The sequence below is a fragment of the Arthrobacter sp. JDC6 genome (assembly GCF_056484025.1).
Genome location: NZ_CM151278.1, coordinates 4,003,439 through 4,027,925, shown reverse-complemented (window position 1 = coordinate 4,027,925; position 24,487 = coordinate 4,003,439). Strand labels below are relative to the sequence as shown.

Genomic DNA, 24,487 nt, shown 5'->3' with positions numbered 1-24,487 from the left:
TGCTGGGATTTAGGGCCGGGTGGTGCGGGGGTATGACGCCGTCCAGAAAGCGGTTTCCACCGGCTCACTTTCGAGCCTATGCACTTTTCGCCATCAAGTCAGCAGGCAAGGCTGTTCCTGTTTTCCTAGGACTGCCAGTCCTACCTTCGTTGTAGAGGAGGGCAGTCATCGCAGGCAGAATGGTCTGCATGGGTCAAAGCGCGGAGTTCGGAAAGTTCCTCAAAGCCATGCGGTCCCGGTTGAGCCCGGACGTTGCCGGAACGGGTCCCAGCACCGGGGCCCGACGGGTTCCGGGGCTGCGGCGGGAGGAGGTGGCGCGGCTTGCCGGCGTCAGCACCGACTATTACGTGCGGCTGGAGCAGGGGCGGAACATCCACCCCTCGCGGACGGTCCTGGATGCAGTGGGCAGGGCGCTGCGCCTGGACAGCAGCGAACACGCGCACATGCTGGACCTGCTGGAGAACTGCGCCGGCGCTCCCCGCGAACCCGGCGCGAACACTGCGCAGGGTGTCCGCCCGGCGCTGCGCCAGCTCCTCGACGCCGTGGGGGAGGTGCCCGCGATGGTGCTGGGCCGGCGCAGCGATGTCCTTGCAGGCAACCGGATGGCCTTCCTGTTGTTCACGGACTTCCCTGCACTGCCGCCCGCGGAGCGGAACCTGACCCGCTGGACCATCCTGGACCCCGCAGCCCGGGAACTGTTCAGGGACTGGAAGACGGTGGCGGCGGAGGCCACGGGATCCCTTCGGCTGGACGTGGGACGGCACCCCAACGACCCCCAGGCCAGCCACCTGGTGGGCGAGCTCGCGGTCCACAGTGAACACTTCCGCCAGTGGTGGGCCGGGCACCGGGTGGCCACCCGCTCGGCCGGCACCGTCCGGCTGCACCATCCCGCGGTAGGGGACCTGGAGCTGAACTTCGAAAACCTTGTCCTGCCGGAGGATCCTGATCAGACGCTGCGGGTGTACTCCGCGCGGCCGGGATCGCCGTCGTCGGACGCCCTTGCCCTGCTGGGCAGCCTTGGCGCGGGGACGGACGTCCGCCCGGACCGCGACCCCGCGGCGGTGGGCGAAAGCGGTGAAGCGGGCTGAAAGCCGCCGTGCTCCTGTACATTCGTCCAGCGAAGGGCGGTGATTCTGGCCAGCCGCCCATTGGCTGTTGACCAGGCGTTTCCTAGGGTGGGAGTACACGTTTTCCCTGCCCAGTCTTCACACCCAGGATGGTCTCAACGATGAAACGCATCGCCCTGCTGAAGGAGCGCCAGGCGTCCGCCGGCGCCGCTTCCACCGCCACCGGTTCGCACTGCCCGGTTTCGGGTCTTTGGAGCCCGGACCTCGATCCGCACACGGTCCTGTCCTTCTTTGAGGGCCACGTTTTCCCCGCGTTCGACGGCGTCCCAACAGTCTGGCGGCGGCGCAGCCAGGGCACAGCGAACTAGGGCGCCTTAAAGCAGAACTGACCCGCAGTCACCGTCGTTGAAACCAGGTTTCGCGACGATGGCTGCGGGTCAGTTGCTTTAGTCAGTGCTCTTCCAGGCGGAAGCCAATCTTGATGGTGACCTGCCAGTCTGCGATCTTCCCGTCCTCCAGGTGGCCGCGGACCTCCTTGACCTCAAACCAGTCAAGGTTCCGCAGGGTCTGGGATGCCTTGGCAATACCGTTGCGGACGGCGTCATCCACGCCCTGGGTGGAGGTGCCGACAATTTCAGAAATGCTGTACGTGTGGTTGGACAACTTCGCTCCTCGTGATCATCGTTGCTCCCGGTTGCGGGCCGTCCCTGAAGCCTAGTGGGACTGCGGGAGCGTTGAACAGACCCTGTCCGCGCGCCGGCTACTTGGCTTCCAGCACCAGTTGCTTCAGGTCGTCGAGGGTTTGCTGCATGTGGGCGTCCATGGCCTGGCGTGACCGGGCTGCATCGCGGGACTCCAGGGCCTCGGCAATGTTCTGGTGATGGCCGATGGCGTGCTCCTGGATTGCCGGAACGGCAGAGGTCTCAGTCCGGCGCTTTTCCAGCACGCGGTGCAGCGGCTCGAACAGGACCGATACGAAGACGTTCCCGGATGCGTGCAGGATGACGTCATGGAAGGCCAGGTCTGCCTCCACGAAGGCCGCGACGTCGTTGATGCTGTGGGCGGCCTTCATTGCCGCGATGTAGTTGAAGAGGGCCTTGATGTCCTCCTCGGCGATCCGTCCGGCCGCAAGCTCGCAGGCTCCCGTTTCGAGCATCCGGCGGAGTTCGATGAGCTGGATGGAGGCGTCTGCATCATTTTTGCCCTCGGACGCGGCCCGGAGCACGGCTTCCAGCGAAGCCCAGCGGCTCAACGGGTTGACGAATGTTCCCCGGCCCCGCTCCACGCTCAGGATGCGTTGGGCCTGCAGCGTCTTCATGGCTTCGCGGACGGTCATTCGGCTGACCTCGTGGCGGGCACTCAGTTCGTGCTCGCCGGGAACGGTGGAACCGGGTGGAAACTCGCCTTCGATGATGCGGTCCAGCAGTTCGTCCGCCACCACGCCTACCAGTGACTTCCGTGCCATGTTGCCCCCCCGATCCCTGTGCCCGGCCGACGCCTGGCGGATATGTCAGACAAGTGTACTTGCGCGTCCGTATGCCGTGTGCCACACTAACATTCAAATGCAAGATGTCAGACATCTTACAGTTACCCTTACATCAGGATCCGTCCGCCCGGATCGCTACACAACGGAGTGCACTGTGACGCTTGAAGCAGACGTTCTGGCCGCCTACCCGGCTGACATGGAGATCCCCGCCGGGCTGGTTGCCGGCGCGCTGGCCGCTTCCAACGCGGAGGTTCCCCGTGTCCTGGTAGTGCTCGACGACGACCCCACCGGCACGCAGTCCGTGGCGGACCTGCCCGTTCTCACCCGCTGGGACGTGGAGGACTTCACCTGGGCCTTCGGCCAGGACAAGCCCGCCGTCTACGTCCTCACAAACACCCGCAGCCTCGACCCGGCAGAGGCCGCGGCCCGCAACGGCGAAGTGGTCCGGAACGCCCTGGCAGCAGCAGGTTCCGGCCTGCGCCTGGGCTTCGTCAGCCGCAGCGACTCCACCCTCCGGGGCCACTACCCGCTGGAACCGGACGTCATCGCAGCCACTGTTGCCGCCGTGAGCGGGGAAACGACCGACGGCGTTGTCCTGGTTCCCGCATTCCCCGACGCCGGCCGGCTCACCATCGGCGGCGTCCACTACATGCGCGGCACCGGTGACGCCAAGGGCACCCTGGTCCCCGTCTCCGAGACCGAGTTCGCCAGGGACGCCTCCTTCGGCTTCAGCACATCCGTCATGGCCGACTACGTGGCGGAAAAGTCGCAGGGCAGGTTCCCCGCAGACTCCGTGATCGTCCTGGACCTGAACATCATCCGTGCAGGCGCCGCCGCGCAGGACCCGGCCATCTCCGCCAAGGCCATTGCCGATGCCATCGAGCCGGCCACCGACTCCACGCCCATCGTGGCCGACATCGTCACCGAGAACGACTTCCGGGCACTGGCCCTGGGCCTTGAAGAAGCGGAACGCCGCGGCAAGAACCTCCTCTACCGCGTCGGCCCCCCATTCGTCCGCGGCCGCATCGGCCAGGAAATCCGCACCGCGCTCACGGCCGAAGAGGCCTATGCCGGCAACACCCCGTCAGAGGCGGGCGGCCTGATCGTGGTGGGCTCGCATGTTGGCCTCACCACCCGGCAGCTGAACGTCCTCACGGCCCAGCACAGCTCCGCGCGCATCATCGAGATCGACGTCGAAAAGCTCCTCGGCGCCGAACCGGACGCCAAGGCGCACCTGGACCAGACGGTGGACGCCGTCGTCGACGCCCTCCGCGCCGGTGACGTCATCGTCCACACCAGCCGCCTGCTCATCAAGACGGACGACCCCGCCGAGAGCCTGCGGATCGCCCGGACCGTCTCCGCCGCCGTCGTGGACGTGGTCAACCGGACCCTGAAGACCTTCCCGCCGCGGTTCGTCATCGCCAAGGGCGGCATCACCTCCTCCGACGTCGCGGCCCACGGCCTGGAAATCCGCCACGCCATTGTCCGCGGCCCCATGCTGCCCGGCATCGTCAGCCTCTGGGAGCCGGTGGACGGACCTGCCAAGGGCATCCCGTACATCGTGTTCGCCGGCAACGTTGGCGACGACGACTCCCTGGCCCAGGTCACCCGCAAACTCAGCAACACCTTCTGATCCCCACCCGGCACGAACCCTGATTCCCGCAAGAATTCAATGGAGAACACCATGACCAGCAATTACACCGTCACCGTCCTGGGCCTTGGCGCCATGGGCCTGCCCATGGCCACCCGCCTGGCATCCCAGCTGACCGTCCACGGCTTCGACATCGCCGAGCCCCGCCTCAAGTTGGCGGAAGAAGCCGGCATCGCCACCTTCACCACGGCACGCGAAGCCGCCAAGGGCGCCAACGCAGTCCTCCTGGCCGTCCGCAACGGCGAACAGCTCAACGACGTCCTCTTCGGCGAGAACGGCGTGGCCTCCGTTCTCGAGCCGGGCGCCGTCGTGATCCTCGGCAGCACCGTGGGCACGGACGCCATTCCCGCCACCGTGGCCAAGCTGGCCGAATACGGCGTGGACCTGGTGGACGCCCCGCTGTCCGGCGGACCCAAACGCGCCGGCGAAGGTGACCTGTTGATCGTCGTGGGCGCTTCCCCCGAAGCCCGCGAGAAGGCCGCCCCGGCCCTGGACCTGCTGGCCTCCACGCTCACGGTGGTGGGCGACAACCCCGGCGACGGCCAGGCCCTGAAGACCGTCAACCAGCTCCTGTGCGGCGTGCACATCGCCGCTGCGGCCGAGGCCCTGGCCCTGGCCGACGCGCTGGGACTGGACCAGGCCAAGACCCTCGCCGCCCTGGAAGCCGGTGCCGCAGGTTCCTTCATGCTCTCCAACCGCGGCCCCCGCATCCTTGAGGCCTACGACGAGGACGGCGCCGAGGTCCTGTCCCGCCTGGACATCTTCGTCAAGGACATGGGCATCGTGGGCAAGGCCACCCGTGCCGCCGGCCTGGCAGCCCCCGTTGCCGCCGCCGCCGAGCAGCTCTACCTCCTGGGCCAGGCCCAGGGACTCGCCGCCGCCGATGACTCCGCCGTCATCAAGGTCGTTGCGCCCACCAAGCGCACCAAGTAGGCCTACCCGGCAGTAGGCCCTCAAACGGTGCGACGACGGCGGTCCCCCCTCCGCCGTCGTCGTACCTCCCAGCGCTGCCGGCTTTGTTCCGCAGCGTTCCATCCCCGCCGTAAGACCTGATGCCCGTCTGCCCCGGACGGCACGTCAAAGGAGACATTTTCCCGTGAACCACCTCATGACCCCGCTGATACAGCGGGCGGCCGACGCCCCGGCCATCAAGCCCGCCGTTGAGCTGGGCACCCCGGTACTGCTCACCATCGCGGCGGTGGGCATTGCCATCCTGCTGGTGATGATCATCCGCTTCAAGATCCAGGCCTTCGTGGCCCTGCTTACCGTCAGCATCCTGGTTGCCGTGGCTGCCACCATCCCGCTGCAGGACATCTTCACGGTGGTGTCCGGCGGCGTGGGCAGCACCATGGGCAAGGTGGCCATCCTGATTGCGCTTGGCGCCGTGCTGGGCCGGATGATCGAGGTGTCCGGCGGCGTCCAGTCCCTTGCGGACCACTTCACCCGCAAGCTGGGCGCCAGGCGGGTGGCCGTAGCGCTCACCGCCGTCGGCTTCCTGGTGGCCATCCCCGTCTTCTTCGAAGTCGGCATCATCGTGCTGGTGCCCATCGTGTACGCGTTCGCGAAGATCGCCAAGGTCCACCCGGTCAAGTTCGGCCTGCCCATGGCCGGCATCATGCTCGCTATCCATGTGGCAGTCCCGCCGCACCCCGGGATTGTGGCCGGTGCGGGCGTGCTCGGTGCCGACATCGGACTCATCGCCCTGATCTCCCTGCTGATCTGCATCCCGCTGGGGTTCCTGTCCTACTGGGTTGCCGCCATCATGAACCGCAAGGATTACGAATTGCTGCCCGCCGTCAAGGCCCAGGTGGAGGAGTTCGGCTCCGACTCGCTGGTCAAGGTGGGCCACGACGGCCCCGGTGCCGCCGCCATCGCACCTCCCCGGCCGGCCCTGATCATCTTCCTGATTGCCGCGCCCATCGTGCAGATCCTCCTGGGTACCGCCGGCACCCTCATCCTCCCCAAGTCCCACCCCCTGTATGGCCTGGCGGCCTTCGTTGGCAACCCCTTCCTGGCGCTGCTGGTGGCAGTAGCGCTGTCTTTCTTCCTGCTGGCCGTCCGCCGCGGCTGGTCCTTCAAGGAAACCGGCGAAATCTTCGAAGGCTCCCTGCCTCCCATCGCCTCCATCCTGATGGTGGTGGCCGCCGGCGGCGTGTTCGGCAACGTGCTGCAGGTTTCAGGTATCGGTTCGGCGCTCTCCAAGACCCTGGACACCCTGGGCGTACCCCTGCTGCTCCTTGGCTTCATCATTTCGCTGGCGCTGCGTGCGGCCCAGGGTTCAGCCACGGTGGCCATCGTGACCACCACCGGCCTGCTGTCCGCAGCGGTCAGCGGCGGCGGCTACAGCCCGGCGCAGATCGCCGTGATCGTGATCGCCATCGGCTTCGGCGCCCTGGGCCTGTCCCACGTGACGGACGCCGGCTTCTGGGTTGTGGTCCGCTACTACGGGCTCACCGTTTCCGACGGCCTGAAGACCTGGACCGTGCTGACCACCATCCTGGGCCTGGCCGGCTTCGCGCTGACCTTTGTGGCCTGGATCCTGGTGGGAGGACTGGGCGCCTGATGCAGACCCGACTGGACCACCTGGTCACCTCCGCCCTGCAGCAGGGTTCCGCGGTACCCGCTTTCACCTGCTACGACTTCACCACCGCGCTGGCCGTGGTGGGCGCCGCAGAGGAATCCGGCCGGGGCGTAATCCTGCTGGTGGCACCCAAAACCGCCGCCACCGCAAACGGACTCCGGCTCATCGCGGCGCTGCGCGGCCTGGCCGACGCTGCCGCGGTGCCTGTCGCGGTGCAGCTCGACCACGCCTCCGACCTCAAGGTCATGGCCGACGCCGTCGCGGCAGGGGCGGATTCCGTCCTCGCCGACGGTTCATCACTTCCGTATGAGGAGAACATCTCACTTGTCCGGGCGGCCCGGGCCCTGCTGGGCGCCGACGTGGTGCTGGAAGCGGAACTGGGCGGCCTTGCAGGCGACGAGGACCGTGCCTTCTCGGCCGAGCAGCCGGCCGGCCAGTCCGGCGTGGACGTGGCAGGACTGACGGACTCGGCGCAGGTGGAGGACTTCGTAGCCCGCACCGGTGCGGAACTGCTGGCAGTGGCCGTTGGAAATGTCCACGGCAAGTACAAGGGTGAGCCGCGGCTGCGCTGGGACGTGCTGCAGGACATCGCGGCGCGGGTCCACATTCCGCTGGTCCTGCACGGCGCCTCCGGCATCCCCTCCGGGGAGCTCGTCAAGGCTGCGGCCATGAACGTGGGCAAGGTCAACTTCAACACCGAGCTCCGGACCGGGGTGCTGGCCACCCTCCAGGACCAGCTTCCCGCCCACCGCGCGGACGGCGAGAACCTGCAGGGCCTGCTGGCCATCTGGAACCGGTCGGCCAAGGGCTTTGCCGCCACCACGCTGGCCACGCTGGCACGCTGACGTCGCAGCAGGCGCCGCCGCTGGATTGGCGGACCCCACAGGGAGGCTAGGATCAAGCAATGGTCCTGGCCTCCCTTCTTTTTGCCTTCCTCGCCGGCGCGCTGCACGTCTTCATCTTCACCATGGAGTCGCTGACCTGGACACGTCCTGCCACCTGGAAGCGCTTCGGCCTGGCCTCCCGGTCCGATGCCGAGACCACCAGGCGCATGGCCTACAACCAGGGCTTCTACAACCTGTTCCTGGCCATCGGGGCATTCATCGGCATAGGACTCGTGGCGCTTGGCGGCCCGGGATCGGCGCAGGACGTGGCAGGGTGGACGCTCATCTTCAGCTGCTGCGGCTCCATGCTGCTGGCGGCCGCCGTCCTGGCCTTGACCGGGCGAAAGTACCTCCGCGCCGCCCTGACGCAGGGCACCACACCGTTGGTCGCCGTCGTGCTGGGACTCCTGGCAACGCTGCAGTAAGGATCCACAACCGGCTTAAGTCCTTAAATCCGCGCGGCCACCGGGGGCACAATGGTGGCATGGGCAGCGTCAAGTCCTTATAGGCCCCAATGGGAAGCGCCGGGACGCGGGGGACAGTAACCGGAACGGACACGGCAGACCGTGATCCGGCCATCGACCTTGTCCGCTTGGTCTGCCTGGTCCTGGTGGTGGTGGGGCACTCCATGATGGTCAGCCCGGTCCTGCACCCTGATGGGACCGTGACCACCGAGAACACCCTGGCCGAGCAGGACTGGTTTGAGCCCGTCATCTGGATCTTCATGGTGATGCCCCTGTTCTTCGTCACCGGCGGCATCACGGGCCTGCAATCCTGGCGCCGGCTCAAGGCAGGCGGCGGGACGGCGGCCCAGTTCATCCGTGCGCGCCTCCTGCGGCTGGTCCGCCCGGCCACGGCGCTGCTGGCAACCATGGTGGCGGGCCTGTCCGCGGCAGCCGCGCTGGGCGTGGACCGGCAGGTGGTCCAACTCGTGGCCACCGGGGCGGGCATGCCGTTGTGGTTCCTGGCAGCCTACCTCGCGGCGCAGTTGAACATTCCAGTCCTGGCGGCGCTCCACCACCGCGCGCCCTGGCTGACCCTTGCGCTGCTGGCCGGCCTGGTGGTTGCCGTGGACTGCTTCAGGGGGGCGTTGCCGGACCTTGCCAATGTCAACCTGGTGTTCGTGTGGTGCGCCGTACAGCAGCTGGGTTTCCTGGCCGCCGATGGCTACCTGGCCCCGCTCTCCCGCTCCGGACTTGTGGGCGTCGCGGTGGCGGCACATCTGCTGCTGGGACTCGTGACGGGGCTGGGCCTGTACCGCGGCAACATGCTGGTCAACCTCAACCCGCCCAACCTGACCCTGGTGATCCTGGGCGTTTCCCAGCTGGCGGTGATGGAACTGGCGCGGCCCGTCCTGGCACCCCTCGCCGGGATCCGCTGGATCGCCCGGCTCCTGCAGCTGGCGGGTGCCAGGTCGCTGACGGTCTACCTGTGGCACCTGCCCCTGTTGGGCGCCATGTCCGGGTTGCTGCTCCTGACGCCGGTCCCCAAACCGTCGTCCGGTACCGCTGGATGGTGGTGGTCGCGCCCGCTGGTGGTCCTTGCGCTGGTCCTCCTGCTCCTGCCGGCGACCGCAGCCTTTGGCCGCCTGGAGGAACGGACGACGGCGCCCCAGGCCTTCCGCTGCAGACCCGCCGCCGCCGGGGCCGCCGTCGTGGTGGTCTTTATTCCCGTGGCGGACGCCGCCCTCAACGGCCTCTCACTGGGCCTGCTGGCAGCGGGTACCGTGTGTTTCACCGTGGCGATCCTCCTGCTGGGCGGTTTGCCGCTGCGGCGGCGGAGGGCCGTCCCCGGGGGCCGGAAGCGGGGTCCGGGGAAGAGGGGCCCAAGGGGCATTGCCAGCGGCGTGAAGTAGTGCCAGTGTCGAACCATGACCGAGAACACCGCGTCCACGGAGGACACCTTCACCGCCAATGTCTCGCTGCAGCGCAATGACGCCGAGCACCGGTATGAGCTTCTGGTGGATGGAAGGCTGGCTGTCAAGGCCTTCTTCCGCGACCTTCCCGGGCACATCGACTTCACCCACACCGAGACCGGCGAGGAGTTTGAAGGCCAGGGCCTTGGCAAGGTCCTGGCGCATTTTGCCCTGGACGACGTGGTGGCCACCGGGAAGCGCATCATTCCGCACTGCCCGTTCATCTCCAGCTACCTCCGCAAGCACGAAGGCTACGGCCAATTCGTCGACTGGCCGGAACGCTGAGCGGAACTAGCTGGCCAGGGCCTGGTCGGTGACGGGCATGGCGGCGCCGGGATCGTCGATGGTGAAGCCGCAGGCGCACCGGTAGGTGACTACGCTCTCCGGGACGGACCCGGGCCCCAGGGCAACGATGGAGTTCCCGTCGACGTAAACGGGCTCCCGGACCGACATCTCCGCATGGTCTACGCGCTGCATCGGCATACGGCAGTGCATGCGGGAATTCAGGGTCATGAGCAGCCCAGCGTCCACGGGTACGGTGGTGGCCAAGAGCTGCCCAGCTGCCTCGCTGCGTTCCCCAAACGCCGTCAGCTGGTTTTCCGGTGCGGTGGTCATTATGTTCTTCCTTGGGCTTTTCACGGAACCGCCGGCGTTGGCAGCCCCGCCGCGAACTGCTTGCGGAGGTTCATCTACGCCATAAGCAAAGCATGCTTACTAAATAATGCACAAGTCAGGGCCGCCCATACAGTGGTTGTCCATCCCGTGGTTAGGCTTGCAGCATGACGCCTACCACCTCCCGAACCACAGCACTCGTCACCGGGGCCAGCGCCGGGCTCGGCCACGAATTCGCCAGGCAGCTTGCCGCCCAGGGGCATGACCTGGTCCTGGTGGCGCGCAACGCGTCCCGGCTGGCGGAAACAGCAGAGGACCTCCGTCGCCGGTACGGAATCACGGCTGAGGTGCTTCCCGCAGACCTGACGGACGATGACGACGTTGCCGCCGTCGTCGAACGCCTGGAAGACACCAGCCGCCCGGTGGGAATCCTGGTGAACAACGCAGGGATCGGCCTGCTGCACAACTTCGAGGACAACCACGCGGCAGAGGAGAAGAAGCACCTGAAGCTGCACACGGAAACGGCCATGGTGCTGACACATGCGGCGCTCAAAGGCATACTGGAGCGCGGGCAGGGCAGGATCATCAACGTGGCCAGCGTGGCGGCGTTCCTGCCGCGCGGCACGTATTCGGCGGCCAAGGCCTGGCTGGTGAGCTTCAGCCGGTGGGCCAATCTGGCTTACCGCAGCCGGGGCATCAAGGTCACGGCGGTCTGCCCCGGCTTCACCCACACCGAGTTCCACGACCGGATGGGGATGGACAAGTCCGTGGCCCCGTCCTGGACGTGGCTGCGGGCGGATCGGGTGGTCCGTGAAGGGCTGGCGGATAACGAGCGCGGCAAGGCCCTGTCCATCCCGTCCAAGCGCTACAAGATGGTGGCAGCGGTGGCCAAGGTTGCTCCGGCGCGGCTAATGGCGGGGCCGGCGCGGAAACCGAAGTAGCGCCGGGAGCGCGGCAGGCGTGCGGGCGCCGGGGCGGCGGACAGCCACCACCACCAGGATCCCCAGCAGTGCGCCCACCAGCGTTTCCACCGCACGCTCAAGGATCAGGACCTGCGGTTCGGCAGGGAAGGCCAGCTGGGTCATCAGCAGAATGACCGGCGTGAACCAGACCATCGCCAAGCCATAGTGCCGGGTCATGAACAGCTCGGTGGCGAACTGGAAGAGGATGACCAGCAGGGCCAGCACCGTGGCGTGGTGCACCGGCTCCTCAAAGGCGGGGTAGAGCGCAGCGAGCGCCCAGGGGCCCGGAAGAATGACGACGGCGGTAACCGCCAGGCCAAGGAACGTCCCCACGATGCGGTGGACACCGCGCCGGACGCTGCTGGGCAGGTCTGCGCCGGCGAGCGGTACGGCGGCTGCGGCCATGGCCCAGTGCGGGTGGCCGCTGCCGCTGATGACCCCCACGGTCCCGGCAGCACCGACGGCCAGGACGTACCTGGCAGCGTGGACGGCCAGTTCGCGCCGTCCCGCCGACGAGCGGGCCGGCACGCTCCTGGTGGCGCCGGGTTTCCAGGCCCTCCGGCGCATCCAGCCGCTGAAGCCGATCAGTATGGAGAAGAGCGCGGACCCGCCCGCGATGAGTATGGCGGCGTACCAGGGGACTGTGGTGGGAACGGAGGCGCAGGCACCCAGGGCAAGGATGCCGAAGAAGGGCCCGTTCGGTTTCAGGTGTACCCGGTCCGAGTACACCGAGCCCACTCCAGCCAGCGTGGCTTCCACCGCCACCAGCCACCAAGAGTGGATGTGGTTGATGGACAGCGTCACCCCCACGGCTACCCCGGTGAGCAGCACCAGGGCGGCCTGGCCCTGATGCCGGAGCCGCAGCTGGTGGGGTTCTGACCGGCCGTACATGCCGGTCAATGCGCCGAACACGGCGTAGATCATGAGGTCGGTCCGGCCCGCGGCCAGCAGGAGCAGCGACGGGACCGCCACGCTGAGGGCCACGCGCAGGGCGGCAAGATGGTCGTTGTTGGCAGGTTCAAGCCGGTGCAGCGCGCGGACCTGTTCCATGACGCGCTTCATTTTCCCGACCTGTCCTGTCCTGTTGTCCTGCAGCGGCCCGGGGGCCTTTGGGAACGTATCACCGGCACCGGACGGAGTCATATTGCCGGCAGTCACACTTGGACATCCGGCAGGAACGCCAAGGCCCGTCCGGCGTGCTTCCCCCAAGGAAACACGCGGGACGGGCCTGTGAGCGTGGGCTACAAGAGTGCCCGGGCGGCCGGCGGGATTATGCTCCCGCCGGAACCTTCCGGCCAGCCTGGGCGTCGATGCCGTCCTGGGTTTCAAACGGCAGTTCGTCCAGGTCGATCAGCGGGTTCTCATCCTGGGTGGCCACCAGTTCCTTCGCCTCCGCCTGGGTGTCCACGCTGGGCATGGAGCCCGGCAGGGGACGGTTGGCGGATTCCTTCAGGAAGTAGATGGCGATGGCGCCCACCAGGGAGGTTGCCATGAGGTAGTAGGCAGGCATCATGTCGTTGCCCGTGGCGCTGATCAGGGCTGCCACGATGAACGGCGTGGTCCCGCCGAAGATGGCCACGGCGAAGTTGTAGGCAATGCCCATGGCTCCGTAGCGGCTGGACGTGGGGAACTGTGCCGGCAGGGCCGAGGCCAGGTTGGCCACGTAGAAGGTCACCGGGAAGGCAATCAGCGAAAGCCCTGCAAGGGTGGACCAGATCTGCCCAATGCCGATCAGCATGAATGCCGGAACAGCCAGGACGATGGTGCTCACGGCGCCGATCCATAGCACCGGGCGGCGGCCGATCCGGTCGGACAGCTTGCCGGTCAGCGGGATGCACAGGCTCATGACCACCAGCACCGGAATGGTGAGCAGCGTGCCGTGGACTTCGTCGTAGCCCTTGGACTCCGTCAGGTAGGTGGGCATGTAGGAGGTGAGGGCGTAACCGGCGGTGTTGGCAGCGGCCACCACCACCATGGCAACGATGATGGGGCGCCAGTAGGCCTTGACGATGCCCACAGGTCCCTTGGCCGTCGCGGTGTCTCCGGCGGATGCATTCTTGGCGTTCTCTTCCTGGGCATCAAGGGTTGCCTGGAACTGCGGCGATTCCTCGATCTTGCTCCGGAAATAGACGGCGATCAGGCCCAGCGGACCTGCCACCAGGAACGGAATGCGCCATCCCCAGTCCTCCATGGTGTCCTGGCCAAGCGTGAGCTGCAGGACGGAAACCAGGGCGGCGCCAATAGCGAAGCCGAGGTAGCTGCCCAGGTCCAGGAAGCTGGCGAAGAAGCCGCGGCGCTTGTCAGCCGCGTATTCGCTCACGAACGTGGTGGCACCGGCATACTCGCCGCCGGTGGAAAAGCCCTGGACGACCTTTAGGAGCACCAGCAGCGCGGCGGCCCACAGCCCGATCTGTGCGTACCCGGGCAGGAGGCCGACGGCGAAGGTGCTTGCCGCCATGATCATCAGCGTGGTGGCCAGGATCTTTTGGCGGCCCACCTTGTCGCCCAGCCAGCCGAAGATGACGCCGCCCAGGGGGCGGGCGATGAAGGTGGCGGCGAAGGTTCCCAGCAGGAACAGCGTCTGGGTGGTGGGGTCGGACTCGGGAAGGAATACCGGCCCCATGGTGGTGATGAGGTAGCCGAAGACGCCTACGTCGTACCATTCCATGGTGTTGCCAACAATGGTTCCGCCGAGCGCCTTTTTGAGCATGGGCTGGTCCACCACGTTGACATCTGATTCCTTGAGCCGGCGGCGCGGCAGCAGCCTGGGCTTCTTGGCAGCCACGGGGGCTGCCAGGTCTGTTCCGCTGGCGTTCCTGGCGCCTGCTGGAGAGTCGGTCCTGCTTCGGTCTGTGGGCATTTGGGCAACTCCTATGGAGGTCATTTGCTTGCGACTTGTAGCTGCCCCGCTCTGGGCAGGCCTTCAATTTTACGGGATTTCTGTAGCGCGCCGGCAGTTCAATGGCGTAGAGTCCGCCCTTTTGGGCCACTCCAGGGGTGGATTCCGCAATTTTTTGTGCCGTGTTTTCCCGCGCCATTACTGGGAAGCACGCTGATCAACGGCGGTGTTACCAAAAATTTTCCGTCCGGAACCGTTTCAGGTCCCATTTTTGGGTGATGGCGGCCGCGAAAGTGACCGGGGCCACGGCGTTTGGAGGGGGTTCACAGGACCCCGTGGCATGCCTATGGTAGAGCGATGAACACACCTCTTTCCGGGTAACAGTCCGCGCGCGCCCGGACGCTTTTCGTTGGCGTTTCGTTTCAAGGAAGAACGAAGGAAAGAAGGGAAGAACCACAATGGGTGAACAGTCCAACCAGTTCCATATCAACCCCGAGGTGGCGGACCACCTTGCGGCGGCCATGGATGCGCCGGTGGCCCCGGGCCCTGCGGTCATGGGCACCGGCCCGATGGAGCAGCAAAGTGGATGGCCGGACGGCTACGGGAAGCGCCGGCATCCCAAGGACCGGGCTGCCGGCCATGGCCGGATGGGGCATGAGGCGGCCGTGACCGCCGTCCACCGCACCGGCCGGCCGCAGATGCCGCACTCCTCGTAACCGGCACCTAAAGTAACCGGCACCTAAAACCGCCGTCGACCCGCAAATTACCTGGCGCCCCCGAAATTTGGCGGGCGCCAGGTAATTTGCGCGTCGTGGGGTGGTTGGCGCGTCGAAAACCCGGGTCAGGCTTCCCGAACCACTTCGGCCGGGTCCTTGTCCACGCGCCAGCCGCGCCACCGGGGATGCCGCAGCCTGCCCGGCCCGGTCCATTCGCCGTAGGTCACCTCGCCCACGAGTTCCGGCGAGACCCAGTGGGCGTCGGCGGCGTCGGGGCGGGGGACGTCATGGAACGGCGACGTCTTCCGGCCAAGCCGCTCCACCGTCTGCCGCAGTTCCGTGAGTTCGCGCATGCTGAAACCGCTGCCCACCCTGCCGACGTATTGCAGCTTGTCGCCGTCGGGAATTCCCACCAGCAGCGACCCCACCGTGTCCTGGCGTCCGCCCTTTCCCGGCCGCCAGCCGCCCACCACCACTTCCTGGGTCTGTTCTGTCTTGAGCTTGATCCACGTTCGGGTCCGCTGGCCGCTCACGTAGCGGCTGTCCGTCCGCTTGGCCATGATTCCTTCCAGCCCAAGCTCCTGCGCGCTTTCCATGAGGAGGTCCACAGGTTCGTCCAGCACCATGGAGAGTTCCACGGGGCAGCCGGACGGGCGGAAGAATTCCTCCAGCCGGCGCCGCCGGGTGCTGAGCGGCTTGCGCCGGAGGTCTTCTCCGTTGTCGAAGAGCAGGTCGAACAGCATCAGCTGGACCGGGATAATGGTGCGGGCTTTGGCAACGTCGGCGGCCCGGGTCAGCTTCATCCGTCCCTGCAGCAGGCCGAAGTCGGGTTTCCCGCCGGGCCCGACGGCGATGATCTCACCGTCCGCCACGAAAGGGTGCTCCGGCCAGCAGGCCCGGTCCGTGAACTCGGGATAGGTGCGGCTGACGTCGTTGCCGTTGCGGGAGAAGATCCGGACCCTCTCCCGGTCTGCCACCAGGACGGCCCGGACGCCGTCCCATTTGAGCTCGTACTGCCATGCGCTGCCCTGCAGGTCACTGGTGTTCCCGGAGGTGGCCATCATGGGCTGGTATTCCAGTGGGTCTGCGGGAGCGCCGTTGGCAGGGTCCACAGTTTCAGCAGGCGCGGCGGCCGGTGCAGGGTCCACTGCGCCTGCTTCCTGCGACGGCTCCGTCGCTGCCGGGGCCGCGTGCCGCCGTCGTCCGCCTTGATGCTCCTGGTCCATCAGGTGGACCAGCCATTGGCTTTCGGCGTCCTTGCCCTGTCCGCGGCCCGTATGGATAAGCGCGATCTTCCTGGTCCCGCCAAGGCCGCCGCCCTCCGACCCGGTCAGGGTGACGATGACTTCCTTTCCGTTGATCCACTTGTGCAGTTCGTACGTGCCGGTGTCCCAGATGGTCATGACGCCCGCCCCGTACTGTCCCTTGGGGATTGTGCCGTGGAAGGTGAGGTAGTCCATGGGATGGTCCTCGGTCTGGACCGCCAGGTTGTTCTTGGCCCCGGACTCCGGAATGCCCTTGGGCAGGGCCCACGACACCAGGACACCCTCGTGTTCCAGCCGGAGGTCGTAGTGCAGCCGGCTGGCGTGGTGCTCCTGGATCACAAAACTGTTGCCACCGGCGGGGATGCCCGCGAAGGGTTCAGGCGTTGCCTTGGGATCGCGCATGGAACGGTACCTGCCCAGGCGGGGATCGCCGTCGTGGGATGCCTCCCCCTGGCCGGGGCCGCCGTCGGGAGTGCCGTCAGCGCCTTCCGCAGCGCCGGCCGCGGCACGGGCCCCGGCATTGACGACGGCGGCGAAAGGGTCCTTGCCGTCGCGCACCCGGCGCAGGACCTCCTGGTAGTCCAGGTGCTTGAGCCCCTGGGATGCGATTTCCCGCCAGGTCCGTGGTGCGGCCACCAGGGGCGTGGGCCGGCCCCGCAGTGAGTAGGGGACCACGGTGGTCTTCGCGGCGTTGTTCTGGCTCCAGTCCACCAGTACCTTTCCCGCACGGAGCGACTTCTTCATGTCGCTGACGGCGAGGTCCGGGTGGTCCGCTTCAAGGGCCCGGGCCAGTTCCCGGGCGAAAGCGGAGATCTGCTCAGAGGTCTGCGTCCCGTCCAGCGCCGCGTAGAGGTGGATGCCCTTGCTGCCGCTGGTGACCGGCACCGGGTCCAGGCCCACATCCTGCAGGATGGACCGCGCCAGGAGGGCCACCTCGCGGCATTCGGGCAGCCCGGCCCCCTCGCCCGGGTCCAGGTCGAGCACCAGCCGGTCCGGGTTGAGTTGGTTGCCATGCGAATCCACCCGCCACTGCGGTACGTGGATTTCGATCGAGTTGATCTGGCCGAACCAGGTCAGGGTGGCGGCGTCGTTGACCAACGGGTAGTAGATGGTCCGGTCCTTGTGGGTGATCGCCGCCCGTGGCAGCCAGCCCGGCGCTGAATCCTCCAGGTCCTTCTGGAAAAACACCTCACCCGGCTTGTCCGCGGTGCCCACGCCGTTGACCCACCGCTTGCGCGTGGCGGGACGGTTGGCCGCCGCCGGGATCAGGACGTGGGCCACCGCGGCGTAGTAGGCCAGCACGTCCGCCTTGGTGGTGCCGGTCTCCGGATAGATGATTTTGTCCAGGTTGGTCAGCGTCAGTTCGCGCCCCGCTACCCGGACACGTTCCCTACTCCCGGCCACGGGGCTTCACCTCCGGCCCGCTCTGATGTTGACTGTATGAATGAGAGCCATCTGGAAAGGTGCCATCGCGTTCGGGCTGGTCAACGTGCCCGTCAAGGTCTACAGCGCCACTGAGGATCATGACATCAGTCTGCACCAGGTTCACAATGCCGACGGCGGCAGGATCCGTTACCAGCGCCGGTGCGAAGTGTGCGGCGAGGTGGTGGACTACTCGGACATCGAGAAGGCGTTCGAGGAGGACGGCCGCACAGTGGTCCTGTCCAAGGATGAGCTCAAGTCCATTCCCGCGGAGAACAGCCACGAGATCGAGGTGGTGCAGTTCGTCCCGTCTGAGCAGCTCGAACCCATGATGTTCGAGAAGAGCTACTACCTGGAGCCGGACTCCAAGTCGCCCAAGGCCTACGTGCTGCTCCGCCGGGCCCTGGAGGACACGGACCGGGTGGCCATCGTCCAGTTCGCGCTGCGGGAGAAAACCCGGCTGGGGGCCCTGCGGATCAAGGACGACGTGCTGGTGCTGCAGTCCCTTCTCTGGCCCGACGAGGTACGGGAGGCGAACTTTCCCGCCCTGGACGCCGACATCAGGATCTCCGCCCAGGAACGGGACATGTCCGCGGCGCTGGTGGAGTCCATGGCTGCCGATTTCGACCCCACGTCCTTCACCGACGAGTACCAGGTGCAGCTCCGCCAGCTCATCGAGGCCAAGCTCGAACAGGGTGAATCGCTGGACACGGAGGAGACCTTCGGCGTCGAAGCCGGTGAGGGCGGCAAGGGCGAGGTCATCGACCTGATGGAGGCCCTCAAGCGGAGCCTGGACAGGAAGCGTGGCGGCGGCGAGGCCGCTGCCACGGGGACTTCCGATCACGAAGCAGATACCGGGGAGGAGGAGGCCGGGCCGGCCAAACCGGCGCGGAAAGCGTCCGCGAAGTCCCCGGCTCCGAAAACCGCTGCCGCCAAGTCGAGCGCAGCCAAATCGACGGCTTCCAAGTCAACGGCCGCCAAATCGGGTGCAGCCAAATCAACCGCCTCCAAATCAACAGCGTCTAAATCAGCGGCCAAGTCCACGGACACCAAGTCCACTGGAACCAAGACCGCAGAAAAGCCTGCGGCCAAGGCCACCAGGGCGCGCAAGCCTGCCTGACCCGGGCGCCCAGCCGCAATCCTGCCTTTACAGCGGCCTGTATCGCGTCCACAATGAGTCGCATCGCAGCCTCCGCTGTGCCAACAGTGTGCTGTCGCCCATTTTGAACGGACACGTAGAGGGGCACGGACATGGACAACCAGACCGACGTGATGGACGCTGACCGGGAGCTGAAGAAGAAGCACCGGGCCATGTGGGCGTCAGGTGACTACCCGGCCCTCGCCGATGAGATGCTCCTGGAACTGGGCGCCGTCCTCGTCGAAGCCTCCGGTATCAGGCCGCGCCAGCGGGTCCTCGACGTGGCGGCAGGAACCGGCAATGCAGCCATTCCCGCAGCCATGATGGGTGCCAAAGTGGTGGCCAGCGACCTCACCCCCGAGCTTTTCGAGGCGGGGCGCCGGGAAGCCGCGAACCGCGGCGTCAGCCTCGAGTGGCAGGAAGGGGACGCCGAAGCCCTGCCCTTCGGCGATGCAGAGTTCGACGCTGTGATGTCCTGCATCGGCGTCATGTTCGCGCCGCACCACCAGGCGGCGGCCGACGAGTTGCTCCGGGTGTGCAAGCCGGGAGGGTCCATAGGGCTGCTGTGCTGGACGCCGGAAGGGTTCATCGGGCAGATGTTTACCGCGATGAAGCCGTTCGCTCCACCGCCCCCGCCGGGCGCGCAGCCGGCGCCGCTGTGGGGGAGCGAGGAGCATGTCCGCAAACTGTTGGGCGACAGGGTTACCGAAATCCATACCCGCAAGCAGAACCTGGCGGTCAAGAGCTTCCACCAGCCCGCGGACTTCGTCAGGTACTTCAAGTCCCATTACGGCCCCATGATCTCCGTGTACAAATCACTGGGCGAGGACCAGGACAAGGTCAAGGCACTGGACCAGGCCCTCACGGAACTGGCGGACTCGTTCGGCGACGCCCACGGCGACGTGCCTTTCCAGATGGAATGGGAGTACCTGCTCTTCACGGCCAGGAAAGCCTGAGCCATGGCGGAGAACCATGTGGCAACGTCCGCCACCACCATCAACGCAAGTCCTGGGCGGGTGTGGGAGGTGATCACGGACCCGGCTGCCGTAAAGGAGTTCATGTTCGGGACCACGCTGGAGACCGACTGGAACGTTGGAAGCCCCATCACCTGGCAGGGCGAGTGGGAAGGAAAGGCGTACCAGGACAAAGGCGAAATCCTGGCGGTTGAACCGGGACGGAAACTGGTCCACACCCATTTCAGCCCGTTGTCCGGCCAGGAGGACGAGCCGGACAACTACCACACACTCGAATGGACGCTCGAGGACCAGGGCGGCGCCACCCGGCTGACACTGGCCCAGGACAGGAACCCCACCGAGGAAGCCGCCGCGCACTCGAAAGCCATGTGGGACAAGCTCCTGGCCGACGTCAAGGCGCTCGCTGAACGCCGCTGACCCGCCCTCCCTTGGAACCAACGCTTAACCGGGGTGCCCAACGCTTAAAAGCCAAGCGGCCGCCGTCGGATGTTCTTCCAATGGGGGAACATCCGACGGCGGCCGCCGGCTTGTGTGCTGCCCTCAGGCAGCGTGGCTGCTGCTAGGCGTCGTGGTCCGTTTCCAGGATCTGCACCAGGTGGTCCAGCGCATCGTCCGCACCGGCACCTTCGGCGCGGAGCACCACCACGTCGCCGTGCGACGCGCCCAGGCTCATAAGGGACAGGATGCTGGCGGCGTCCATCGCCTCGTCGACCGGCTCGCCTTCACGGGCGATGGTGATGTCCAGGTCGTACTCGCCGGCTGCCTCTGCAAAGATGGCGGCGGGGCGGGCGTGCAGGCCCACGCGGCTGGCGACGGTTGCGGTGCGTTCTGGCATTGTTGCTCCTTAGTCTTTCGGCGTGCTGAGGGTTCAGCGGCCGGTGGGGTATGCGGCTAAGCCGGTTCAGACGGTTACGGGAACCGGTTCAACCGTATCAACGGTCTTCTTGACTGCCCAGCGCTTCAGGGCGATGACCGACAGCGCGGTGATTACCGTGCCGACGGCGATTGAGACGACGAACATCAGGAAGTTGTCGATGGCGAAGAACACGAAGAGTCCGCCGTGGGGCGCCTTGGACCCCACGCCCGCCGCCATCGAGATGGCTCCGGTCACGGCCCCGCCCAGCATGCTGGCGGGGATGACGCGCAGCGGGTCGGCTGCGGCGAAGGGGATGGCACCTTCGGAGATGAAAGAGGCCCCCAGCAGCCAGGCGGCCTTGCCGTTTTCCTGCTCAGCCAGGCTGAAGAGCTTCTTGTTCAGGACGGTGGAGGCCAGTGCCATGGCCAGCGGGGGAACCATGCCGGACGCCATGACGGCTGCCATGATCTGCCACGGTGCCTGGTTGTCCATGGTTGCTGCACCCAGGCCGGCGACGGCGAAGGAGTAGGCAACCTTGTTGACCGGTCCGCCGAGGTCGAAGCACATCATCAGGCCCAGGATTACGCCCAGGGCGATGGCGCCGGCGCCGGTCAGGCCCGACAGCCACGCGTTCAGGCCCTTGGTGATGGCCACGATCGGTCCGCCAAGGATGACGAACATCAGGCCGGAAGCCACCAGGGATGCCAGCAGCGGGATGATGACCACCGGCATCAGGCCGCGCAGCCACCGGGCCACCTGCAGGCGGCCCACCACGTGGGCGATGTAACCGGCGAGCAGGCCGCCGACGATACCGCCGAGGAAGCCGGCTCCCATGAATCCGGCCACTGCACCGGCAACGAAGCCGGGGGCGATACCCGGACGGTCAGCGATCGCGTAGGCGATGTAGCCGGCCAGCGCCGGGACCAGGAAGCCCAGTGAAAGCGCACCGATCTTGAACAGCACCGCGCCCAGGTAGGCGCCCAGCGGGCCCCAGGCGTTGTCAGGGAACTCGGTGGGCAGGTTGAAGAGGCTGTTCTGGACCACGATGTTGTCTGCGTACTTGGTGATCAGGTAGCCGCCCATGAGGAAGCCGAGAGCGATGAGGAGGCCACCACCTGCCACGAACGGAATCATGTAGCTGACACCGGTGAGCAGGGCCTTCTTGAGCTTCTGCCCGATGTGCTCGCCCTTTTCCTCAGCCTCGTGCTCGGCCTGCTCCTCAGCCCCGAAGTGCGGGACGCGCCGGGCATTGGGGTTGTCGGCTGCGGCGAGCGCTTCCTGGACCATCTTGTCCGGCTCGTCGATGCCGCGCTTCACGGGGGCGTTGATGACGGGCTTGCCGGCGAAGCGCTCCTTGCCGCGCACGTCAACGTCCACGGCGAAGATCACGGCGTCCGCCGCGGCGATGACGGCGGGGTCCAGCGCCTTGGCGCCGGAGGAACCCTGGGTTTCCACCTGCAGGTCCACGCCTGCTTCCCTGGCGGCTGCCACGAGGGAATCGGCCGCCATGTAGGTGTGTGCGATGCCGGTGGGGCATGCGGTGACGGCGACGAGGCGCTTGGGGCCCTTGCCGGCGGAACCTGCCGATGCCCCTGCGGGCGCGCCGGCAGCAGCCGGGGAACCGGTTGAACCGACGCCGGCGCCAACCGGGACTGCGTCAGCGGGGGCGGGTGCGGCGTGTGCGGCCGGCTTGTCAGCCAGTGCGCCTTCGACCAGTTCCACAATCTCCGTTTCCGATGAAGCGTTGCGGAGGGCTGCGGTGAAGTCCTTCTTGATCAGGGACCGTGCCAGCTTGGACAGCAGCTTCAGGTGCTCCTGGTCCGCGCCGTCCGGAGCGGCAATGAAGAACACCAGGTCTGCCGGTCCGTCCTTGGCGCCGAAGTCCACCTTCGGGTTGAGCCGGGCCATGGCCAGGGTGGGCACGGTGACCGCTGCAGAGCGGCAGTGCGGGATGGCGATGCCGCCGGGAATTCCGGTGGCCGTCTTCTGCTCGCGGGCGAAGGCGTCTGCGAACAGGCCTTCGACTTCTGAGGCGCGTCCGGCGGCAGCTACCTTGCTTGCCAGATGCCGGATCACCGTTTCGGGGGCATTGCCCAGGTTCTGGTCGAGCTCGACCAGTTCCGTGGTGATGAGCTGGGTCACTGTCAATCCTTTCGAAGGGCCGTGATGGTTACGGCATCCGGGGTGGTTTGGTTTACTGCCGGAACAGTGGAACCCGGCAGGGAGGCAGCGGCGGCACCATGGGCCACCGCCTGGCGAAGGCAGTCGGCAGGGGCGGCGCCCCGGCCGTGGGCAAGCAGGTAGCCGGCAAGAGCGGAATCGCCCGCGCCTACCGTGCTGACCGCGGCGACCGGCGGGTGCGTGGCCAGCCACGCGCCGTCGGCCGTTACAAGGACAGCTCCCTTGGAACCGAGAGTTGCCAGCACAGCACCCACACCGGAACGTACGACGGCGGCTGCGGCGGCCGCGGCAGCAGCCGGGTCCGCTTCCAGTTCGTCACCGGAGGCCGGGGCGAAGCCGGCGGCTGCGGCCAGCTCCGCCAGTTCCTCGGCATTGGGCTTGAGGAGGTCCGGTTTCCCGGAACCTGTGGTTGTTCCGCCGCCGGTGCCTGGTCCGCCGCTGGTTCCGGCGTCAGAGGCGCCGTTGCCAGTCAACGCGGCGGCCAGGGGCGCCCCGGAGGAGTCGACGGCGATCAGCGGCGCAGTGCCGTTGCCCGCCTCCCGGATCCGCCGGGCCACCGTGGCGTAGAAGTTGTCCGGGAATCCAGGCGGCAGCGAGCCGGCCAGGACCACCCAGCTGGCACCGCGGGAGCTTTCCAGCAGCAGCTTGACGAGGGCTTCCTGCTGGTCGGCGGCCAGGACGGGGCCGGGTTCGTTGATCTTGGTGGTCACGCCGCCGGGCTCGGTGAGCGCCACGTTGGTGCGCAGCGGCTCATCGATGGGGAGCGAGACGAAGGGAACTGCGCTTTCACGCAGGCCGGCGAGGACGGGATCGCTGTCCGCCCCGGGGAGGACGGCAAGCGACTCCAGGCCGGAAGCCACCAGTGCACGGGAGACGTTGACGCCCTTACCGCCGGACTCCTGGCGGACGGAGACGGCGCGCTGCACCTCACCCCTTTCCAGCGGGCCCGGGAGGGCGACGGTCCGGTCAAGGCTGGGGTTGGCCGTGAAGGTGATAATCATGCGACCACCACGTCTACGCCGGCATCTTCCAGGGCGGCTGCGAGCTCAGGTCCGGGTTCACTGTCTGTGATCAAGGTGTCCAGATCTTTCAGGGAGGCGAACTGGACCAGGGTTTCCGTGTCCAGCTTGGAGGAGTCGGCCAGCACCACAATGCGGCGTGCCGACTGGACGAAGGCTGCCTTGACGGCTGCTTCTTCAGGATCGGGAGTGCTGACACCAAAAGTGGCGTGGATGCCATTGGTGCCGATGAACGCTATGTCGGGGCGGATGCGGGCGGCGGCGTTCACGGTTGCCTGCCCCACGGCCACCTGGGTGATTCCGCGGACCCGGCCGCCCAGGATCTGCAGGGCAACGCCGGGAACGTTGGAGAGCTTGCTGGCGATGGGGACGGCGTGGGTGATGACCACCAGTTCGTGGTGGGGTCCGTTCCCGTCGGAAGGTTCGACGGCGGTGCGCCGCGCCAGCATGTCTGCCAGCACCTCGGTGGTGGTGCCGCCGTCCATGAGGACGCTGGCGGACGAGTTCCGGGGGATCAGGGCCAGGGCGGCTTCGGCAATCCGGATTTTTTGGTCCGGCCGCTGGATGGCCCGGTCAGTAACGCTTTCCTCGGTGGTGCTGAAGCGGTCTGCCGCTACCGCGCCGCCGTGGACACGGCGGACAGTGCCGGCATTTTCCAGGGCTGCAAGGTCCCGGCGGACTGTTTCGGTGGTGATACTGAAGCGCTCAGCCAGCAGGGTCACACTGACCCGGCCACTGCCGGCGACAAGCTCGGCAATCTTTTGCTGGCGCTCCTCGGCGAACACGTACCCTCCGTTGCGTAGGTCCTGCTGTTTCTGTTGCCTTGCGGGTTCCCGACATCGACGTGACTGGCATCACATCGATGTTGGGTTACTTGACTTTATCTTTGCTTCTGTTGGTTTGTCAATGGAAACCAACA

General features: G+C 66.9%; 24 protein-coding genes. 14 read left to right on the top strand and 10 right to left on the bottom strand.

What is annotated here, in order from left to right; all coding sequences use genetic code 11:
• The first annotated feature begins 188 nt into the window (after positions 1-188).
• Positions 189-1,088, top strand: coding sequence for a helix-turn-helix transcriptional regulator (locus tag ACV095_RS18640; protein WP_056391093.1), 900 nt, complete (start codon positions 189-191; stop codon positions 1,086-1,088).
• Between the two features lie 140 nt (positions 1,089-1,228).
• Complete coding sequence (locus ACV095_RS18635; RefSeq protein WP_018769637.1) at positions 1,229-1,435, top strand: hypothetical protein; 207 nt, start codon at positions 1,229-1,231, stop codon at positions 1,433-1,435.
• An 82-nt stretch (positions 1,436-1,517) separates the two neighbouring features.
• Here the strand turns inward: ACV095_RS18635 and ACV095_RS18630 are convergent, their stop codons facing one another.
• On the bottom strand, positions 1,518-1,730 hold the full coding sequence (locus ACV095_RS18630) for a dodecin (protein WP_018769638.1): 213 nt from the start codon (positions 1,728-1,730) through the stop codon (positions 1,518-1,520).
• Positions 1,731-1,827: 97 nt separating this feature from the next.
• Complete coding sequence (locus ACV095_RS18625; RefSeq protein WP_018769639.1) at positions 1,828-2,532, bottom strand: FadR/GntR family transcriptional regulator; 705 nt, start codon at positions 2,530-2,532, stop codon at positions 1,828-1,830.
• 175 nt (positions 2,533-2,707) lie between these two features.
• Between ACV095_RS18625 and ACV095_RS18620 the strand changes: the two genes are divergently transcribed.
• The 7 genes from ACV095_RS18620 (at position 2,708) to ACV095_RS18590 (ending at position 9,869) form a co-directional block, all read left to right on the top strand.
• Entirely contained in the window at positions 2,708-4,186 is a 1,479-nt protein-coding gene (locus ACV095_RS18620) for a four-carbon acid sugar kinase family protein (RefSeq protein ID WP_134166058.1), read from the top strand.
• A gap of 51 nt (positions 4,187-4,237) precedes the next feature.
• Positions 4,238-5,137, top strand: coding sequence for an NAD(P)-dependent oxidoreductase (locus ACV095_RS18615; RefSeq protein WP_018769641.1), 900 nt, complete (start codon positions 4,238-4,240; stop codon positions 5,135-5,137).
• Positions 5,138-5,300: 163 nt separating this feature from the next.
• Positions 5,301-6,767, top strand: coding sequence for a GntP family transporter (locus ACV095_RS18610; protein WP_134166059.1), 1,467 nt, complete (start codon positions 5,301-5,303; stop codon positions 6,765-6,767).
• Complete coding sequence (locus tag ACV095_RS18605; RefSeq protein ID WP_144601426.1) at positions 6,767-7,630, top strand: class II fructose-bisphosphate aldolase; 864 nt, start codon at positions 6,767-6,769, stop codon at positions 7,628-7,630. The genes ACV095_RS18610 and ACV095_RS18605 overlap by 1 nt, the downstream gene beginning before the upstream one ends.
• A 59-nt stretch (positions 7,631-7,689) precedes the next feature.
• The gene (locus ACV095_RS18600) at positions 7,690-8,094 is read left to right on the top strand and encodes a DUF1304 domain-containing protein (RefSeq protein WP_478222459.1); all 405 of its coding nucleotides are present in this window, start codon (positions 7,690-7,692) and stop codon (positions 8,092-8,094) included.
• 89 nt (positions 8,095-8,183) lie between these two features.
• Complete coding sequence (locus tag ACV095_RS18595; RefSeq protein ID WP_224084223.1) at positions 8,184-9,524, top strand: acyltransferase family protein; 1,341 nt, start codon at positions 8,184-8,186, stop codon at positions 9,522-9,524.
• Positions 9,525-9,539: 15 nt separating this feature from the next.
• Positions 9,540-9,869 (top strand): GNAT family N-acetyltransferase, encoded by a 330-nt coding sequence (locus ACV095_RS18590; protein WP_018769646.1) that lies wholly within the window; start codon positions 9,540-9,542, stop codon positions 9,867-9,869.
• A 6-nt stretch (positions 9,870-9,875) separates the two neighbouring features.
• Here ACV095_RS18590 and ACV095_RS18585 read toward each other — a convergent pair whose 3' ends face one another.
• On the bottom strand, positions 9,876-10,199 hold the full coding sequence (locus tag ACV095_RS18585) for a hypothetical protein (RefSeq protein ID WP_144601428.1): 324 nt from the start codon (positions 10,197-10,199) through the stop codon (positions 9,876-9,878).
• 164 nt (positions 10,200-10,363) lie between these two features.
• Between ACV095_RS18585 and ACV095_RS18580 the strand changes: the two genes are divergently transcribed.
• Complete coding sequence (locus ACV095_RS18580; RefSeq protein ID WP_478222458.1) at positions 10,364-11,137, top strand: SDR family NAD(P)-dependent oxidoreductase; 774 nt, start codon at positions 10,364-10,366, stop codon at positions 11,135-11,137.
• Here the strand turns inward: ACV095_RS18580 and ACV095_RS18575 are convergent.
• Positions 11,105-12,220: an FUSC family protein gene (locus ACV095_RS18575; protein WP_478222457.1), complete on the bottom strand. Its 1,116-nt coding sequence runs from the start codon at positions 12,218-12,220 to the stop codon at positions 11,105-11,107. The genes ACV095_RS18580 and ACV095_RS18575 overlap by 33 nt on opposite strands.
• Positions 12,221-12,428: 208 nt before the next feature.
• Positions 12,429-14,018, bottom strand: coding sequence for an MFS transporter (locus ACV095_RS18570; protein WP_018769650.1), 1,590 nt, complete (start codon positions 14,016-14,018; stop codon positions 12,429-12,431).
• Positions 14,019-14,455: 437 nt separating this feature from the next.
• On the opposite strand from ACV095_RS18570, the gene ACV095_RS18565 reads away from it, so the two are divergent.
• Positions 14,456-14,713, top strand: a complete 258-nt coding sequence (locus ACV095_RS18565) for a hypothetical protein (protein ID WP_018769651.1) — start codon at positions 14,456-14,458, stop codon at positions 14,711-14,713.
• Between the two features lie 125 nt (positions 14,714-14,838).
• On the opposite strand, the gene ACV095_RS18560 is transcribed toward ACV095_RS18565, so the two are convergent.
• The gene (locus tag ACV095_RS18560; RefSeq protein ID WP_478222456.1) at positions 14,839-17,382 is read right to left on the bottom strand and encodes an ATP-dependent DNA ligase; all 2,544 of its coding nucleotides are present in this window, start codon (positions 17,380-17,382) and stop codon (positions 14,839-14,841) included.
• 40 nt (positions 17,383-17,422) lie between these two features.
• On the opposite strand from ACV095_RS18560, the gene ku reads away from it, so the two are divergent.
• From ku to ACV095_RS18545, 3 genes are all read left to right on the top strand, one after another.
• Complete coding sequence (gene ku / locus ACV095_RS18555) at positions 17,423-18,520, top strand: non-homologous end joining protein Ku (protein ID WP_134166066.1); 1,098 nt, start codon at positions 17,423-17,425, stop codon at positions 18,518-18,520.
• A 131-nt stretch (positions 18,521-18,651) separates the two neighbouring features.
• A complete protein-coding gene (locus ACV095_RS18550) occupies positions 18,652-19,494 on the top strand; it encodes a class I SAM-dependent methyltransferase (RefSeq protein WP_223993563.1) in 843 nt (280 codons plus the stop codon).
• Positions 19,495-19,497: 3 nt separating this feature from the next.
• Positions 19,498-19,929, top strand: a complete 432-nt coding sequence (locus tag ACV095_RS18545) for an SRPBCC domain-containing protein (protein WP_056391037.1) — start codon at positions 19,498-19,500, stop codon at positions 19,927-19,929.
• A 142-nt stretch (positions 19,930-20,071) separates the two neighbouring features.
• Here the strand turns inward: ACV095_RS18545 and ACV095_RS18540 are convergent, their stop codons facing one another.
• The 4 genes from ACV095_RS18540 to ACV095_RS18525 all read right to left on the bottom strand — a co-directional run bounded on the left by ACV095_RS18540 (position 20,072) and on the right by ACV095_RS18525 (position 24,353).
• Positions 20,072-20,347 (bottom strand): HPr family phosphocarrier protein, encoded by a 276-nt coding sequence (locus ACV095_RS18540; RefSeq protein ID WP_018769656.1) that lies wholly within the window; start codon positions 20,345-20,347, stop codon positions 20,072-20,074.
• A 66-nt stretch (positions 20,348-20,413) separates the two neighbouring features.
• Positions 20,414-22,510, bottom strand: a complete 2,097-nt coding sequence (locus ACV095_RS18535; RefSeq protein ID WP_056391033.1) for a PTS fructose transporter subunit IIABC — start codon at positions 22,508-22,510, stop codon at positions 20,414-20,416.
• Between the two features lie 2 nt (positions 22,511-22,512).
• Positions 22,513-23,550 carry a 1-phosphofructokinase family hexose kinase gene (locus ACV095_RS18530; protein ID WP_224084228.1) on the bottom strand — a complete coding sequence of 346 codons (1,038 nt, stop codon included), beginning with the start codon at positions 23,548-23,550 and terminating at the stop codon, positions 22,513-22,515.
• Complete coding sequence (locus ACV095_RS18525; protein WP_056391029.1) at positions 23,547-24,353, bottom strand: DeoR/GlpR family DNA-binding transcription regulator; 807 nt, start codon at positions 24,351-24,353, stop codon at positions 23,547-23,549. The genes ACV095_RS18530 and ACV095_RS18525 overlap by 4 nt, the downstream gene beginning before the upstream one ends.
• Between the last annotated feature and the right edge of the window lie 134 nt (positions 24,354-24,487).